Origin of the sequence: Pseudanabaena biceps PCC 7429 (assembly GCF_000332215.1) — a bacterium.
GTDB lineage: Bacteria > Cyanobacteriota > Cyanobacteriia > Pseudanabaenales > Pseudanabaenaceae > Pseudanabaena > Pseudanabaena biceps.
Window position 1 is genome coordinate 1 of sequence record NZ_ALWB01000109.1, and the last position, 17,598, is coordinate 17,598.

The 17,598-nt window shown below is 42.3% G+C and carries 10 protein-coding genes; 7 read left to right on the top strand and 3 right to left on the bottom strand.

Features of this window, described 5'->3' with window-relative positions; all coding sequences use genetic code 11:
• Window positions 1-99 precede the first annotated feature (99 nt).
• Window positions 100-1,074: a histone deacetylase family protein gene (locus PSE7429_RS13075; protein WP_009627691.1), complete on the bottom strand. Its 975-nt coding sequence runs from the start codon at window positions 1,072-1,074 to the stop codon at window positions 100-102.
• A gap of 130 nt (window positions 1,075-1,204) precedes the next feature.
• Between PSE7429_RS13075 and PSE7429_RS13080 the strand changes: the two genes are divergently transcribed.
• Together PSE7429_RS13080 and PSE7429_RS23700 are read left to right on the top strand one after the other, a co-directional pair.
• Window positions 1,205-1,831, top strand: coding sequence for a hypothetical protein (locus PSE7429_RS13080; RefSeq protein ID WP_009627692.1), 627 nt, complete (start codon window positions 1,205-1,207; stop codon window positions 1,829-1,831).
• Window positions 1,832-1,911: 80 nt separating this feature from the next.
• On the top strand, window positions 1,912-3,462 hold the full coding sequence (locus tag PSE7429_RS23700) for a PAS domain-containing protein (RefSeq protein ID WP_009627693.1): 1,551 nt from the start codon (window positions 1,912-1,914) through the stop codon (window positions 3,460-3,462).
• Between the two features lie 50 nt (window positions 3,463-3,512).
• On the opposite strand, the gene PSE7429_RS13090 is transcribed toward PSE7429_RS23700, so the two are convergent.
• On the bottom strand, window positions 3,513-5,828 hold the full coding sequence (locus PSE7429_RS13090; RefSeq protein ID WP_009627694.1) for an NACHT C-terminal helical domain 2-containing protein: 2,316 nt from the start codon (window positions 5,826-5,828) through the stop codon (window positions 3,513-3,515).
• 340 nt (window positions 5,829-6,168) lie between these two features.
• Window positions 6,169-7,080: an alpha/beta fold hydrolase gene (locus PSE7429_RS13095; protein WP_009627695.1), complete on the bottom strand. Its 912-nt coding sequence runs from the start codon at window positions 7,078-7,080 to the stop codon at window positions 6,169-6,171.
• An 84-nt stretch (window positions 7,081-7,164) separates the two neighbouring features.
• Here PSE7429_RS13095 and PSE7429_RS13100 point away from each other — a divergent pair, with 84 nt between their 5' ends.
• The 5 genes from PSE7429_RS13100 to PSE7429_RS23705 all read left to right on the top strand — a co-directional run bounded on the left by PSE7429_RS13100 (window position 7,165) and on the right by PSE7429_RS23705 (window position 17,457).
• The gene (locus PSE7429_RS13100) at window positions 7,165-8,376 is read left to right on the top strand and encodes a response regulator (RefSeq protein WP_009627696.1); all 1,212 of its coding nucleotides are present in this window, start codon (window positions 7,165-7,167) and stop codon (window positions 8,374-8,376) included.
• A 193-nt stretch (window positions 8,377-8,569) separates the two neighbouring features.
• Entirely contained in the window at window positions 8,570-9,775 is a 1,206-nt protein-coding gene (locus PSE7429_RS13105; protein WP_233424352.1) for a response regulator, read from the top strand.
• Window positions 9,776-10,085: 310 nt separating this feature from the next.
• Window positions 10,086-10,463 (top strand): response regulator, encoded by a 378-nt coding sequence (locus tag PSE7429_RS13110; RefSeq protein WP_009627698.1) that lies wholly within the window; start codon window positions 10,086-10,088, stop codon window positions 10,461-10,463.
• A gap of 2 nt (window positions 10,464-10,465) precedes the next feature.
• On the top strand, window positions 10,466-11,089 hold the full coding sequence (locus PSE7429_RS13115; protein WP_009627699.1) for a hypothetical protein: 624 nt from the start codon (window positions 10,466-10,468) through the stop codon (window positions 11,087-11,089).
• 158 nt (window positions 11,090-11,247) lie between these two features.
• A complete protein-coding gene (locus PSE7429_RS23705) occupies window positions 11,248-17,457 on the top strand; it encodes a methyl-accepting chemotaxis protein (protein ID WP_052017714.1) in 6,210 nt (2,069 codons plus the stop codon).
• Window positions 17,458-17,598 lie beyond the last annotated feature (141 nt).

Below are 17,598 nucleotides of genomic sequence, written 5' to 3' on the forward strand. Positions count from 1 at the left end.
GCAAGGCTTTTACTTTTGGGCTTTTAAAATTTGCCAGCTTAACCCGAACTGACATTACTTACTTTGATTAAGTTTGTTAATGAAAAATTAAATAAAAAATTAACTTAGGCACTGTTCGATGACAGCCATAACCGATCGCGAGAGGCTATCGAAATCGTAACCACCCTCTAAACCAAATAAAATTTTGGGGGTTACTTCTAGACATAGCTTGGTGAAAGTGCCAAAGTCTTCTGGCTTTAGCAAAATGCTCGCTAGAGGATCATCGGCATTAGCATCAAATCCCGCACTTACAATGAGGAGATCGGGTTTAAATTCTTGCAGAAATGGCAGGATCTGATGGTTGAAAACAGGCAAATATTCGGCAATTCCCGAATTTGCACGCATCGGAATATTTAAAATATTGCCGTGATTGCCAGTTTCCTCCTTGCGTCCCGTCATAGGATAAAAAGGTGATTGATGCGTAGAAATATAGGCAATATCGGGACGATCCCACACGGCATCCTGCGTACCATTGCCATGATGCACATCCCAATCAAGAATAGCCACCCGATCTAGATGGAGCCGATCGCAAGCCGATAGAGCCGCGATCGCCGCATTCCCAAATATACAAAAACCCATACCAGATCGGTCACGTGCATGATGTCCTGGAGGGCGAGCCAGCACAAAGGCAGGTCGACCTGAATCCAGAACAATATTTACGCCATCGAGCCACGCACTTACGGCTAGGAGAGCAACATCGTAGGTTTGGGCTGAGGCAATAGTATCTCCATCAATATGTCCGCCACCACGCTCGGTAAGTTGTTGCAAGGCATCAATATATTCTTGAGTATGAAATCGTCGGACTTCTTGCAAAATATCAACTCCACTACGATTGAGGCAATCAATCGATGTTGGTTCTAACCAATCTAGTTGCGAAGCGATCGCCGAATTTTTAAGGTGATCAACTATAGCAGTGAGACGACCCGCTTTTTCAGGATGATAAATCCCCGTATCATGCTCCAAAAAACGTTTGGAATAGACAATCGGGAATTTATTGGTAGATTTTACAGAAATTGAAAGGTTATTTGAAAACATACGTACTTTTGCTGATCGGCAAATCGATGAATAGTTGTTGTCTCCATAGAGACTAGCGTTATACTTTTAAAATTACAGATTTGATTGAAATCTTTTACAGTTCCACAGTAATTTTACTTGGGTTTTTCCTGTGGTCGATCCTTCTCAACCAACACATCAGTCAAATACTGAGATGTTAGCCGTACCAAAAGAGCTGGTACTATCCATCCAAGAGATTATTTATCTCTATAAACACCATAACCAGCAAAATATATTAGATTCTTTGGCAAAACTAATTTTACTTGCCAAAAAGTATGAAGATATTCCCTTATCAAAAAATCTAGCTCTGCCAAACTATGCGGATGATTTGGAAGATGAGAGTGATGATGATTTTATTAAAAATTGGGATGATATTTTTAATGTCAAAGTCTATATTGATACCGATATCTTTGGGGAATTGGATCCGCGTCCTCCAGCCCTAGTAGAGATAGATATAGATAATGTCAGTAGTAATGAAACAGTTGTTCAGCATACCGAAGCAACTGAAATTTACGTTCAGGCTTGGAAAGAACTAGCCCAGAGTATTTCAGCACTACCCGAAGACTTATTTACGCGACTATGGACAACCGCCGAAATTGCGAAAATCTTGGAATGTTCGCCTAGTAGCTTAAGGCGATCGCGTAGGACTGGGCGATTACCAATTAGGATCAAAGACTTCATTCTTGACTGTATTTCCCACGATGGTAAGCGGAGTTTGTGGTTTGTGCGTCCATCTTAATAATTACTTGGCAATGCACTGCTAAGATAATCGTGACTAAATAATGATTTTTAAACCTATTTTATCAACTACAGATTTAGATGTCTTCTCAAGACTTAACCAAACGATTTTTCGCAAGTAAAATATCCATCTATTGGTTGCTGCTGATACCGTTTGTTTGGCAATTAATTGGGCTATTGATCGTTAGTAGTTATTTGTTTTTTGGTAATAACGAAGAAGCCGCAAAGCTCTTGCAAAATAGCAATTCCCTCAATAATTTACTAAATAATTCACTAAATAATCCCATCGTTTTACTTTTGGGGCTGAATTTATTGATATCGGCAGGGCTAATCTTTGTGATAGTTAAAATTATCCGCCCATATTTACAACTGAATACAGCAAAGAAAACCTCTTTACCAGATTGTCCCACCTTACCTCATAATCTTGAGAATCGCCAAAAGATCGAAGATGACTTAAGAGATAGTCAAGCCAAACTTAAAGAGGCTTATATGGAGCAGAGCACCTTGCTGAGTGCTATGACCGATGTGGTACTAGTCCGTAATGCCGAAGGGCGCTGCCTCAAAATCGCCACTACCAAAAATGTCAACTTAAAAGGGACTCGCGAGCAAGTTCTGAGTAAATCAATCTATGAAGAATTGCCAGAGAGTGTCGCAAATATTCTTTTAAGAACAATTCAAAAAGCCTTAGCATCTAAACAAATCATCAATTGTGACTACAGTCTGGATATTGACGGTAGAGAAGTATGGTTTGCATCCAATATTTCTCCCATATCTGATGATACCGTCATTCAAATTTCAAGAGATATTACGGAACGGAAGCGATCGGAAATAGCCCTTGCCAAAGCGAAAGAAGCAGCAGAAGCAGCGACTAAAGCCAAAAGCGAATTTCTCGCGAATATGAGTCATGAGATTCGCACGCCAATGAATGGAGTTTTGGTCATGGCTCAGTTGTTGGCTACTACTGAACTTACTGAAGAACAGGAGGAATTCGTTCAAACAATTCTGGAAAGCGGAGATGTCTTATTAACGATTATTAATGATATTCTCGATTTTTCTAAGATTGAGTCAGGAATGTTGAAAATAGAAAAAAGAGCCTATATTTTAGAAGAGATTATTAGTTCAGTTAACAGTTTGCTGAGGGGACAAGCTAGGGATAAAGGGATTGACTTACAGCATACGATTCACCCCGATGTGCCTTGTCAAGTAATTGGCGATAGCTCTCGATTGAGACAAATTCTAATTAACATCGTAGGGAATGCGATCAAATTTACCCCCCAAGGGAATGTATCAGTTACAGTGAATGGAAGTTCCTTACCTGAGAACGATCAATATGCCCTTCAATTTGCAGTAACGGATTCAGGCATAGGAATTACTGGGGAGCATATTGTCAGCTTATTTCAAGCCTTTACCCAAGCAGATACCTCGATTAGTCGTAGGTATGGTGGTACTGGTTTAGGTTTGGCGATTAGCAAACGTTTGGTGGGACTAATGGGAGGGACAATCTGGGTTGAGAGTTTTGGGAAAGTAGGAGGCGATCCTCCTGTCAATTGGAAGTCAAGTTTAGTGACGCAGGGAGCCACATTCTATTTTGTAATTCATGTGGGTATAGATTCCCAAATTGGGCAGTGCTGAATAGGTAAGGATGGGCGGCGCGCACCGCCCATCCTTACCTATTCAGCACTTCATGGATTGGGTAATAGCAGGCTTTGCTCGATCGCCTGTCGAACTGGCTGACGAACATAGCAATCACTTTCAAGACATTCCACTAAGAGACGATTAGCATTGCAGTATTGCCGTAAATGCTCAAGCTGGTGGGGAGTAAAATCCCATATTTGACCGATATTTCGATGATTGATGGCTTGTTGGCGGAGGTTATTTGCCCAATATTGCCATTTAATATCACTATCAGCATCATCGGGACAAGTGGCGATCAGTTCTGTTAAAGCATCGGCTAAATGGGGATCGTTCATCTCTTGGGCATATTCCAAGGCAAGACTTAGATCCAGTTCGAGATCGAGTCCCAGTTCTTCATCTTGTTTAGTTTCTAGTGCGCGAGCGAGATCGAAAGCTAAATCGACATTCAGATTGCGATTTTGGCAGAGGTCAAGATCGAGGACGAGTGTTCGAGCCAATACATTTGCTAGGTTTAAGGGAGCGCTCTGGGCGATCGCTCGACCAAGGGTTAGATAGAAAGCGCGGACTGACTGAATGCGATCGGGCACTTGTACGGATTCAGCCTTCTGTTTCACCCACTGCAATAAGCTTTGCAACTGCCGATCGCCAACCAATAGGCGATCGCAATAGTCCTTCATGAGCTGTAATAATTCATCGGCTGAGCGCATCATACTCACAGCAAGGCGTAAAACATCCTGCCAACGATGATCGGTTATTTTACTAGCAAGCAATGTTAACGTTTCAGGACTGCCATTGTAGACCAGTTCTCTCGCTGCTAAATATTCCTGAAACGTTAGATGGGAAAAGGAATAAATGCCTTTAGCCCGTTCCACAAATAATCCATGTTGCGATTCGATCGCCTTAATAATCGCTTCACTATCTAACTGTAAAGCATCCTCATTAGTATGGGCTTTCGGTAAATTGCGAATATAATCAGTGATATAGCGTTCTAGATCGACCTGTCTAAAGAAGTAATCTCCCTGATTAAAGGTCGTACAAGCCACTTGGGCTAATAGATCTTCTTTACGTTGCATCGATAGATTTTTATAAATTTGGTGGCGTTCGATATTGCGCTTAGCATCCCATTTCTTGAGTAGAACATCTAGTCCTTCGCGATAAAGTTCAGAACGGTTAGTTGGAAAATCACCAAATTCATCAAATACTAAACATAATAATGTCAGCAGTAAGGGATTGGTAGCTAGTTCTTGAATTGGACGATTTTCTTCGACTTTTCGTAAGAAAAGCTCAATATGTCGAGAATTACCATGAAACCAACGCTGAGCAAATTGAGAAATCTGTAACGGTTGAAAGTTGGCAACCTCTACTTCGGTAAACTTCTCAAATACATATTCCTGCGCTCCCAAACGACTAGTAATGACAAAGCGATTGGTATAGTACTGTTCGGAGAAGCTGCGCAAATCTTCAAGGACGCGATGCAAATCATCTTCGCGAACTTCATCTAGTCCATCTAAAAATAATATTGCCCGACCTTGCTGTAACAGGTGTTTAACCGTGATGCTGTCACTAATATTTGACGACTGAAAGTCTTGAATAATATATTCTATTAGCCTCGGTTGAGATTCCGCACCTGCATACTGACGTAAAGTTACAAAAATCGGGACTAATTCACTAAAAATATTGCCCTGTGAACATTTCAGCGCCGTATATTTCAATAACGTGGTTTTGCCCGCTCCTGGTTTTCCCAACAGCATTAGCTTGCCATATCGATTCAGAGCCTCCATACTCGACACCCGATCTTCATTGATAATTCCCATTTCAATGCGATCGCGCCCATGATAGGTAGCAAGCAAATCCGCAATTCCCAAACGACGACGGCTCGTAATCTTTTCTAAGACATCCGTTCCCGTGTAAATATTTTCAAGGTCAATCGGATGGGACATGTCAAGAACTCGCATAGTAGCGCAGCGTTCTTGGATGATTTGCCGACTGCGGTAGCGCATTTGCTCTACAAGTTCGTCAATATTAATGTCTAAATTAATATCCGAGACCGCAGCCCCCTGTCCAGCCAAAGATTGATTAGAAATTACCAAACTCTGCTCGTTGAGCTTATTTGTTTCCGCATCTAGGTAGTTTTGTAAAATATGTAAGAGACGATTATTTTTGCCAGGTCCTTTACCACTGATATCAAATTTGCGATAGATCTCCCCCATCCGCTTGCGGTAAGCTTCTTCTGAAATCCCCAAGAAGCTAGCGACTTCCCGATCCTCGCGATTTTCACCAAATCGCAATAGAAACACACTTTCCTGATCGACAGAAAGCTGATGGATTTGAGCCATTCTCGTCAGAAATTTTTGGGGGAACATAGGTTATAGATGTTTTAGCCAACCGATACATTTAAATTATCATAAAACCGAAAAGAGAGGTGCGACGCTTCGCGTCGCATCTCTCTTTTCGGTCTTGACCTTATCTTACAGCAATTTTCGATCAAAAGAACCATAAGAAAGTTTTTGAAAGTGTTGCTTTGCAACACTTTCAAAAACTTTCTTGGTTTGGATCTGAGCGTAAAGCGCTGTAACATGGCTAGCGATCGCCAATAACTAATCACCAATAGCTATTGATGCTTGTGCAAAATAAACTACCAAAACCCGTAAAGTTGCGCCCCGTAGGGGCGCAACTTTACGGGTTTTGGTTTGTAATTTATGCCTAGCTACTTAGATGCCGATCGCACCACGCATCAATGTCCGCCATTAAGCGATCGCTAATTTCCCAAGGCAGAAGATGAGCCGTATTGGGATAACAAATAAATTCGCAATGTGGTAATAGTTTTGCAGTTTCGGCTGTCGATGCGGCAGTAATATGGCGATCCTGTTCAGCGGCGATCGCCAAGCAGGGAATATGAATTTTGGCTAAATCACCAGTGCGATCATATCCCTGCCTCAAGGCTTGCATTAATGCCCTTTGCGCATAGCGAGATGTCTGGAGATAGGCTCTTGCCCCATCGCGGGAAATCCGCGCATAGGCAGAGGGACTATGCTGTTGAATTAAATATTTGATTAAGGATCGCTTGCCGAACCATGAAACACACCAATGGTAGCGAGGCACAATCCAATGTAAAGCTACCGCGATCGCTAAATTCATATATTCCCACCAAGCAACCTTGGGCAAATTGCTATGGGGCTTAGCAGCAGTGGCAATTAAAACCAATCCGACAATTTTGGGTATCGCTTGTTTAGGTTTCTCCCCCGAAGAATTCCGTAACTCAATCATCCGCAATGCTAACTCAATTGCCAAAATTCCACCGAGCGACCATCCCAAAATCAAATATTCTGGCAAATATTCTGGCAAATATTCTGGCTCCGACAGATCGTCTAACGAACCATTTAATGAACGATGCTGATGCGCTAAAAGATCCCCTTCTAACAAATTCGCAAGATCCTGTATGTGATCTAACATTGCAAAGGGCGCAATTGCTTTACAATTTCCATAGCCACGCAAGTCAGGGGCGATCGCCGTAATCCCTTGTTCCTGAAAATGCTGGACAAATATCTGCATTGCTTTACTATTTCCGGGGTGTCCGTGCAGGCATAAAACTTTTAATCTGCGATCACTAATCATAAGAATCAAATCTTAGAACCAAATCAGAACTAAATCAGAATCAAACTGGCAATACATCAAGTCTTATTTAACCTTAACTTGACAATGACGCAGACTTCACAAGAGAACGGCGCTTCCAATCTTCCGACAGAAAGAAGCGTCAATCAGCCAATTGAACAATCCATTCAGCCTGTCCCTATTGGGGAAATCATCCAAAACCTATCCCTTCCCCATGTGATGGTCGCGCTCAAAACGCTCATGAGCCATACAGGGATTGTGAAGATTGACACGCCTCACCTAAGTTGGGAAATCTTTATTCATAGCGGAAGTATCGCGTTTATCGAGGACAAAAGCGATTTTTTGCCCACCATAACTCGCAAACTTAAAATCCAAAAAGTTCAGATTCCCCCAGAGTTTTTACGGAGTCTGAGTAAAAAGGCGATAAGTAGTCTTGAGACATACCAATGGTTAGGTAAAATCTATGCCCAAGATCGAGAAAACTGCCTAGTAGTTTTTAAAGAAATTCTCTTAGAAAACTTGTTAGCGATCTCTTTAGAAAAAAAGTTTTCCCTACAATGGCAACCCTTAAACCTCGATCGCCAAATAATTCTGCCAATCTGGCAATTACCCGATCTTGAAAAAGCGATCGCCAAGGTTATCGACCAATGGCAGACCTTTAGCCACGTTCGTCATCCTTACCAAACCGTACAGCTCCTAGATCCCGAATGCAAAATTGCTCAAGTCCCCCTATTCACTCAGGTGACCAATGGTAAATGTCGGATCAGTGAAATTGCCGATCGCTTTCAACAACATATCACTCGTACAGCACTGAAACTCGATAAACTTGCAGAAAATCGCACCGTCGCTATATTACCCTTACCATTGCGATCGACAGAAGCCAGCCTAGACCTTGAGGAAAATAAAGAGTCCGAATCGCGACTCAAGGTGATGATCGTTGATGATTCCCCCGTTCTCCTTAAGCAATTTGGCAACTTATTGACAAGCTGGGGCTACCATCTAATCTTAGTCAGCGACTCTGCCAAGGCAACACAACAAATATTGTCAGACAAGCCCGATATTGTATTTATGGATATTAATATGCCAAATTTAAACGGATTTGAACTGATCAAACAAATTCGTCGTCAACCGTCCTTAGCCACTATGCCCCTAGTTTTAGTCACATCCGAAAACACCATTACCAACAACTTTCGCGCCAAATGGGCAAACTGTCGCTTTCTCAGCAAACCCCGTTCATCCAATGACATTCCCGAATTTCGTGAGCAAGTTAAATTAATTTTACAAGATTTTATCGTGTAACGACCTTCACCTAAGTGAAAATGCTGACAGACTACTACATCCGCGACTGATTACAATATGGGATAATGTATCTGAGACAACCTATTGAATTTATAGCTAGTTGCTACGATCTATAATGAAGTAATCCGTTTTTTTGTAATATTTGTAATATTCTTTCTGTCCAAGTGCCTCCCAGTCAAAAAACATGATTGCTATGACAGGTTCCTTGCCTAATTCAGACCTAGTGTCTAACAACTTGACGGACGGACAGGTAGTGAGGAATGCCACATTACATATCCTACTAGCAGCTATGCGCGTCATGAGTCGTTCTACAGGAGTAATCCGCGTAGAAACGAAATATCATCGATGGAAATTATTGCTTACGGGTGGAGGATTAGTATTAGCTGAGGAAGAAGGTCAGGTCATACCGACATTAGTTCGTAAATACAACAGTAAGGGGATTAACTTTTCACGTATTCCTGAATGGGAGCAACGTCAAAATAACCGACCCTATTGTTTCCCTTTTGTGAATAATGTCTATAAAAAGTATCCTGAGGTGACCAAAGAGGTTTTAAGAGAAATCATCTTAGAAAATTTTTTGTCATTGCATCTAGAGGATAGTTTTTCGTTTGTCTGGAGTCCAGCTAATGAACTACAAGTTAACCTACCAATTTGGCAACTATCGGTGCTGGAGAATACCATTGCCAATGAGGTTCGCCAATGGCAGAAGTTTGATTGTGTAAAACATCCTTTTCAATTAGTCCAACTAGTTGATGCGGCAAATTTACTGGCAAGGGTGGGGAATGACAATTTTCCGCTTTTCGCCAAGGTAACAACGGGGCAAGATCGCATTTGTGCGATCGCAGATACTTTCAAACAGCCGATTTATCGAACTGCTCTACTGTTGGATAAACTAGCTCAGAAAAATATTGTGTCAATTGTGCAACTACAGGAACGTAAATCCGATAGCGATCTCGGTGCTCGCCCTCAAGTAACTACCCCAACGGTTACTAAAGATGAGCCAAGGGTTTTTATCGTTGATGATTCGCCTGTATTATTACAACAAATGCAACGCTTGCTTACGGGGTGGGGATATCATGTCGATTTTACCGATGATGCCGAAGCCGCAACCGATCGGATCTTAGAATATAAGCCAACTATTGTGTTTATTGATATCAATATGCCAAGTCTGAATGGCTTTGATTTAATTAAGCAAATTCGTCGTCAAAGGGATCTAGCCACATTGTCGCTAGTACTAGTTACCGCCGAGAATAGTATGACTAATAATTTTAGGGCGAGATGGGCAAACTGTCGGTTTCTTGCCAAACCAAGATCGTCGTCAGATACACCAAAATTTCGCGACGAATTACGTAATTTATTGAGAGAACTAGCCCCTTTATCAACAGATACATTGGTCTAAGAACTATTTGTATCGGTAGCTAAGGACTCTTTCAATAGTCATGGAGAAACAATGATTTTATATTCATTAAATCCTCCAGAGATAAATATAGGTATTATGTTTGTTCGCTAGGAGTTTTTGGGCAACTTTGTAATAACAGGCATACAAATCCAAAGACGTACAACGATCTTATTAGACTTATTAGATCACCATCAGATCGAAATTAGATCAACATCAGATCAAAAATTAGATCAAAAAATCTAATTTATTTAAGTTTCCGTTCACGTTCAATTAATCATAATTTCATTAGGACAGAGTTTAAGGTAAAAATATGAGCGAGCATTTTTTGATAATTGATGATTCAGCTATTCAGAGACATTTGCTAACATCCTTTTTAAATGATTTGGGTCATGCTGTCGATTTTTGTGAATCAACTATAGGTGCTATAGATAAAATCATCAGCAATTCCTATTCGGCAATTTTCTTGGACATCGTTTTGCCCGAGCAGGATGGTTACAAGTTTTTGCGGGAACTGCGATCGCATCCTCAAGTTGCCGATCAGTACGTAATCCTTTGCTCAACCAAGAGCACAAAATTAGAAATTGACTATGGTTTAAAGCGAGCTAAAGCTAATGACTACCTGCCCAAACCCGTCAGCCGTGAGTCCTTAACGGAGGTTCTGAAAAAATTGCCCCAACGTGTGAGATAAATATGCTTGAGATGAGCCGCATCAATAGCTTCGTCAACGGTCAAGAAACAGCAAATGGCTCTCTGGATCGGTCGCACCTGATTAAGCCCAGTAATCGATATATTGTGGCGAGGGTCGGCGATCGCGCAGTGACATTTCCCGATGTTTTGGTATCGGAAATTATCATTCTTGACCGCAACGCTATTTTAGCTTTGCCCTTTTACGAAGCAGCGATTATCGGCATAACCCATCATCAGGCTCATGTCATGCCCTTGCTACTGTTGCGTTTGCTCATAGGCGAGCAAAGGACTTTGCTCACCGAATCCTTAACAGTGATTAAGCTCAGTAAGATTGCCGACAATTTTGGCGACCACAACCTTAATGGAGTAGGCGTAATTGTGGATCGGGTCGTGGGCAGTCTTCCGATTGATGAGTATCCTGAATTAGTAACGATCAGTCCTCAGGAGATAGCGGCTCTATCAACCGCCAGTAATGACCTTGCGCCGCTTTCTGTTACGAGTCCTCCAAAAAAAATAGACCAAACAGTAGCGAATATCAAGGAGAACGAGTATACTCCCATTGAAATTATCCTATCTAGTATTCCTACTCATATTTGGCAACCACAACGTTGGCAGCTTTCCAGTTAATTATTTGCCTTCATTATTTGCCCTCGTAAAATGAAGTAAATCAAGTGAAGTAAATCAAGCGTTTTGAGACTTAACCTTTGAGCTTCATGATTGGAGCAAGTATGGTGTAGGATGATTCTCACAAAAATATCTGAATCCTTTCCCTATAGCGAATGCATATGGCAAGCACATCTAAAGACAAACGAGCGACTTCTGTAGCAACGAATGATCGATCTGCGCCAAAGCAGCGATCGCCTAAGTCGCCGAAAGCACCCAAGCCAAAGACTAAAGGCTCAATGGGGCTAGGCTTGCTGCTAATCGCGATTGGGACATCCTTGATTGGTTTGGGTGGTCTAGGATATTTGTTTTATCAAGAATTACTCAGTAGTGCCCGCCGCGAAGTTAACCTATCCGCAGACGCACAGACGCGCAAACTTGAATCGAAGGTCAAGGATTTGCGACAGGTAGCCGAAGGGGTTGCCAGTAACGCCAAGAACCTATCGCTGCAACAGCCCAAGCCCAAAGCTGTTGACTACCAGAAACTAATGGTTGATGGGTTCCAAAATACGAACTCAGTATCTGGCATAGGGATTTCCTCCAACGGGGCTTTATTATTTCCTCCAGCCAAGCCCCTTGTCCCCTATGTATGGAAAGAACAGTCTGGCTTTAAGACTGAAGCGGGTCAAAAACTAGCCGCCCCCAATGAAAAACTGTTGGCAGGCGATCGCCCTGACATCCCCAAATTGCCCTTTTATCAAGAAACCCTTAAAGGGAAGGCAACTTGGTCCCAACCCTATACGGCTTTGGGTAAAACCATCATCAGCTATAGCGTTCCCATCGGTGACGGTCAAAAAGTTTTAGGAATTGTCACTACTGATGCGATCGCCAGCGAGCTCTTGTCCTTAGTTGATACTGCTTCCTACCCCGAACTTAACAGCGAAGGAAAAATTGGGGTTGTCGTCGCTACTAGCAGTGGCAATGTCATCACGGGTTCCACGCAGTTTCAGGCGACCCAAACCCAAAATCCTGCCATTACCCAAGCTCTAGCCAGTCTAGCCCAACAAGCCAAAACCAAGCCCTCAGGAATTGCGCAAACTGATGGGTATCTCTGGGCATACCGCAAAATCGAAGGTAGCGATTTGCTAGTTGCCGCACAATTGCCAGAGACAGAAATCACCAATAAGCTCGTAGTTTTAGTCGGGGGAGCTGCGGTAGGGATCAGTGCGATTTTAGCGATCGCCATATTAGGATTTGTTAATTCTCTGAAAAAACGGCTTCAACCACTTACGGAAGAATGCGATCGCTTTTTAAGCCAGCAGGGAAATTCCGTTGCCAATGCAAATGCTAAGAATGAAAATGCTAAGGATGAAATCGACCGTCTTGGGCTATCCCTGAAAAGTACTTTTCAACAGGTAAAAACCAATGAGATTCGCCTACGTAGCGAATTAAGTCAAACCTCTTCAACCGATGACGTTACGACATCTGCTCAGGTTCAGCAAAATCTTGCGGAAACGGAATTGATGGAAGCGGAAGTTGGGGATTTATTAGATGTTGTATCCTCAATGGAAGAGGGAGATCTCACCATTGAGGCTCAGGTAAATGATCGCGCTACGGGGCTAGTAGCCGATACTCTCAACCGTTTGCGCGAAAAACTTGTAGAGATTATCTCTAGTGTATTAGGTACGGCGCAACAGGTCGCTCAAGGAGCCTCCGATCTCGAAGAACTAGCACGCACAGTGGTGTTAAATACCGCTGAGCAAGCCCAGTCCGTTACCCAAGGTCAGGCTCTCACCGAGCAAGTAGCTGCCATTGCCGAGCGATCGGCAGCACAGGTTAGCGTTGCGAACCAGTCGCTCCAAGAAGTCCGCGATACGGTTGCCTCTGGACAAATCTCGATTAACACCCTAACCGATAGTATCAGCGTCTTGCAGACAGGTTCAGCCCAAATCGTACAAAGGATGAAAACCTTGGGCGAATTTGTGGGTCTAGCCGAGCAGTTTGTGCAGGATCAGGGACAAATCGCTTCATTAACCCAAGTTCTAGCGCTGAATGCAACCCTTGTTGCAGCCCGTGCGGCGGAACAAAAAGATCCCAAACAATTCGCGAGTGTGGCTCGTGAATTTGAATCAATTGCAGGACAGGTTAACGATCTGGCGACACAAACTAACGATGGCTTAACCATTCTGCAACAACGTACTTCTCAAATCCAGACTGTTGTAACGGCAATCGATACTGAAGTGCAGAATTTGAGTGGGTTGGTTGCAGGTTTTACCTCAGGTGTTGAAGCTTCGCAATCAGCTTTTAATAGTATTCAATTGGCGACTGAGGAAGTTGTCCAAATCGGACAAACTATCACCGCTTCCAGTACAGAAATCACCAATGCCGCAGGTTCTACCGCTAGTTACATCAGTGAAATCGCCCAATTAGCCGATCGCACTGCCAATCTAACAAGAGCGGCAAGACAACAGGCCGAATCGATGGGAAATCAAGCCCAACAGCTACTACAAGGCATTCAATTTTTCCGTTTACCCGATTCGGTTACGGCAATCCCGAATACTCCCATCGTACCTAGCGCCAATATTCACTCAATTTCTCGATCTACTGATATCGATCCCGATGAGACACCAACTAACAGTTTGCTTAGTTCTTTCGACACCTCGGAACAAGCTAACAATCGTGGCTTAGGTATGGGGCTAGCTGTACCTGCTGCGATCGCGACAGTCGCAGCGACAGTCGGTGCAGCAGTGACAATCGCTCAGCATGGACAAGATGCGACAGCCGAATTTACTGAAGAAATTGATGCGGCCCCTAACCTCGACAGCGAAAATGCACCAGAGGCATTCTTGCAAAATGACTACTCAGAAAATGACTACTCAGAAAATGACAGCTTGCAAAATATCGATCTACAAAATGACAATTTCGTAGATACCGAAGAATTCCAAAGTACTGAACAGGAAGTTGCTAATGCTTTCATGAGCGTTGATAATGACAATTCCTACAATTCCGAGCCAGAGCCAATCGATATCTCTATCATCGAACAATCTCTATTTGACGATCTCAGACAAGAGGTTTACGAAGGTACTTCGCTAAATGATGTAGATGAGGATCTCGATGAAGATCTTGATGAAGATCTGTTAGAAATTGATAGCGATGAGGCAACTTTCAAAAATCCGATGCAAGGTGTTAATGAATCGGCGATCGTTGACGCTGCTAGAGATCCAGAGATTGCATCGGCAACTTTTTCCTTCGAGGAAAATACCACTTTTGGAACTGCATCACCTCTTGCTGAGGATGCAAATATGCATTTACCAACCTCTGTCGATTTTTCAATTCCCGATCTAGAAGACGATGATTTCCAGATCCCCAAAATGGATATTGAATCAGCTTTAAATGATTCTAATCCTTTCTTTGATAGCAGTTCAGTTCAGGAAGTCAACATTCAAGATATCGATCCTTTCGCCATGGAGGAGCAGATTAACTCTGAAGCATCCGACTTGGAACTATCTGATAGTTTTGATAATTATGTGATCGCAGATAATACCTACGCCTTACCCAATCTTGAGGAAGGGAATGTCGAAAGCATATCTGATGATTTCCTCTTCAATGATCCTGCGGACTATAGTAGCTATGCATCTAACGAAGAGTTCAATGAATCCTTAGAAGCATCTCTAGAAAGCCCTGACAATGAAGCTTTCAGCGATACCTTTGACATATCATTTGATGAATCCCCCTTTGACAAAGCGTTGGATGAAGCCCTTTATACTTCCTCAAATCCTCCAGCCGATCGCTTCTCTAGCGAGGATTTTGGAGATTTGGCACAGTCCGATGATATGGCTCCACAGGAATTATTTACAGATGCGCCAGCTCAAATTCCTGATATCTATCTAGAAGAATCCCTAGATGATGAATTTTCAGGAGAATTTACTTTCGATCTCGAAGAAAGCACCCTATCAAGTACTCCAAACTTGTCAGGAAATGAAGATTTCTTTGATCCAAACTCGCTTCTAGATAATGAAACCTTTGCTGAAGAATTGAATCCCCTTGAGGATCAATTAGCTGATCAATTAGACGATCAATTATTTGACAGTCAAACAAATAACTTCCTTCTTCAAGAAGATGGGCATATTTCAGAGCTAGCAAATTCAGAAGTTTTTGCTGATATATCTGACATGTCGAATATATCTGATCAGCAATCATCAGAATTCTCTACAGAGTTTTCCTTTGAAATCAACGAAGTTTCTGTGGAAGACATAGCTATAGACTATGGAGAAATAATTCATGATGAATTTGTCCTCCTAGAATCAGAATTTTCAGAACCAGAATTTCCAGAATCAGAATTTCCAGAATCGCAAATTCCAGAGCCATCAACACAGAGCTTATCTGCCGAACAGGTAGAGGCAAACATTTCTTTATTATTTGAGGAAAACGAGCCGATCGCCTTTGATAGCTTAGATCAGGAGTTTGATCTTCCTCAAGAGATCGATAATCCAGATCCCTATGCTGGCGATCTTGAAACAACGTGGCAACCTGAAGCCGAGATCTTACCTTCTTCTCATGCCTTTGATGATGTCATTCTCAACGATGAAGATCTCGATAATTCTCTGGATGAAGGTATTGTCACAATTGCCGATGGTGAAGATTTAGATATTTCTTTTGACATATCTTTTGACACATCTACAGATTTGCAACCAGAAATTCCTTTTGAGGCAGAGTCAACGCTTGCAGAAAGCTTGGCAGGCATAGATAGACCAGAAGAGTTACCTTCACCAGAGTTATTTGAAGATCTTTCTGATGATTTCTCCTTTGATCTGGATGATAGTTTACTCACTGATGATAGTTTGCTAACTAATGACTTTGATAACGAAGTTGCCTCTATTGAAAATGAAAATTTAGAAAATTTATCTGATGCTTCTTTTGATATCTCTTCTTTTGATATCTCTACAGAAACATCAAATCTCACAACCTCACTGGAAGCAATTACTCCAAACGAGTTTGAAACACCTAACGATCCGCTGAACTTGCAGGATCCCGATCGCACTTTTTCCACAGAATTGGCGATCTCACCTGAGATTGTGCCTGAGATCGCGCCTGAATCGGAAGTCCAAGATGAATTTATATTCGATCTAGAAGAAGCGGATGATTTCCCATCACTGTATGAGAATATTGCCGCAGAAGAATCGCCCGACGAAAATTCCGATCTAATCTGGCAAAATGAAACTATCAGTACTGACATATCAACCGATCTGCCAACTGATATACCAGAAGAACTTTCTCCAGTGCAGATCCCTGAGAATCTATCTAATTCTGATAGTGAGGATGATTTACGGGAAAATCCCCTAGATGAAGTATTTAATTTTGATCTATCTGATGATGCGAGTGATGCGAGTACTGCGAGCGACGACTTTGCTAATTTGGCAAACTCCTTCGATATAGAAGAGACATCTATAAATTCTGTTGATGACTTGATGGATGAGTCCGAGTTAGATGTTTCTTCTATATTTAACGCTCTTTTAGATGAAGGGGCGATAGAAAGCGGCAATGAAGCCATGCATGAATCTATACTCGACACCCCAGACATATCCGAGGATGAAGCAACCTTCGCAATGTTGAGTGAAGGCATCGAATCTGATATCGAACAAATTGAATTTAGTGACATCCTAGATTCTGGAAGTCCGACAGCCCCCCCAGAAGTTGAAGAAGAAGCCTTTATACTAAATCCCCTAGAAGATTTAGTTCAGCCCGTTGAAATCTCTTCAGTCAGCCCTTCTGAAATAGATAGTCTTGAAATAGATTCAATTTTTACGGAACCTACTTCAGTCCCATCTCTAGATATTTCTGAGGATATTTCTGAAAGTTGGCTTAATGAAATTACTGAGGATGAAAAGGTTGTAGGCATGGCATTCGGTGACGAAGCAATCGGTAATTTAGATATATCAGAAACGTATCCTTCGCTAGAAGATCCTTCCCTTAATGCCTCCGATGATGATATTTATGGATTTGCAGATAACTTACTAGACAGCCTCATGGATGAGACTGAGGAGGACTATGTTGATTTATCTATAGATTTACCCAATCCATTATCACCAACTGAATTGTCCGTAATCCCCTCCTCTAAGCCCTTGTCACCTCAGACGGAAAGTAATGAATCAGAAGATGAGTCGATATTTGATTTGTCAGCACTTAGCGATCCTATTGAGGATTCGGTGGTGATCGCGAGATCGGAAATTGATGAGTTCCTTTCGGGTACGTTGGGTATTGAAGAGTTTGAGGGTGAGAGCAATAATAAACAGGCTAATTCCCAGACTGCCAAAACTTCTATTAAACCCTCTGAAGAATCCCATCAAGAAATGGGAGCAAAATTGCCTAAGTCTGACGATTCCGTATCCTAGGTTTAGAATTTGCGATGCAAATCCTAAACCTATTTCCAGTCGCAACCGCAAAAAATATGAGTGGTGGCTTGCAGCTTATAACTGTCGCCAAGTGTGGACATAACCCCCAAGAATCGACTGGCGGCGCTTCGCGCCGCCAGT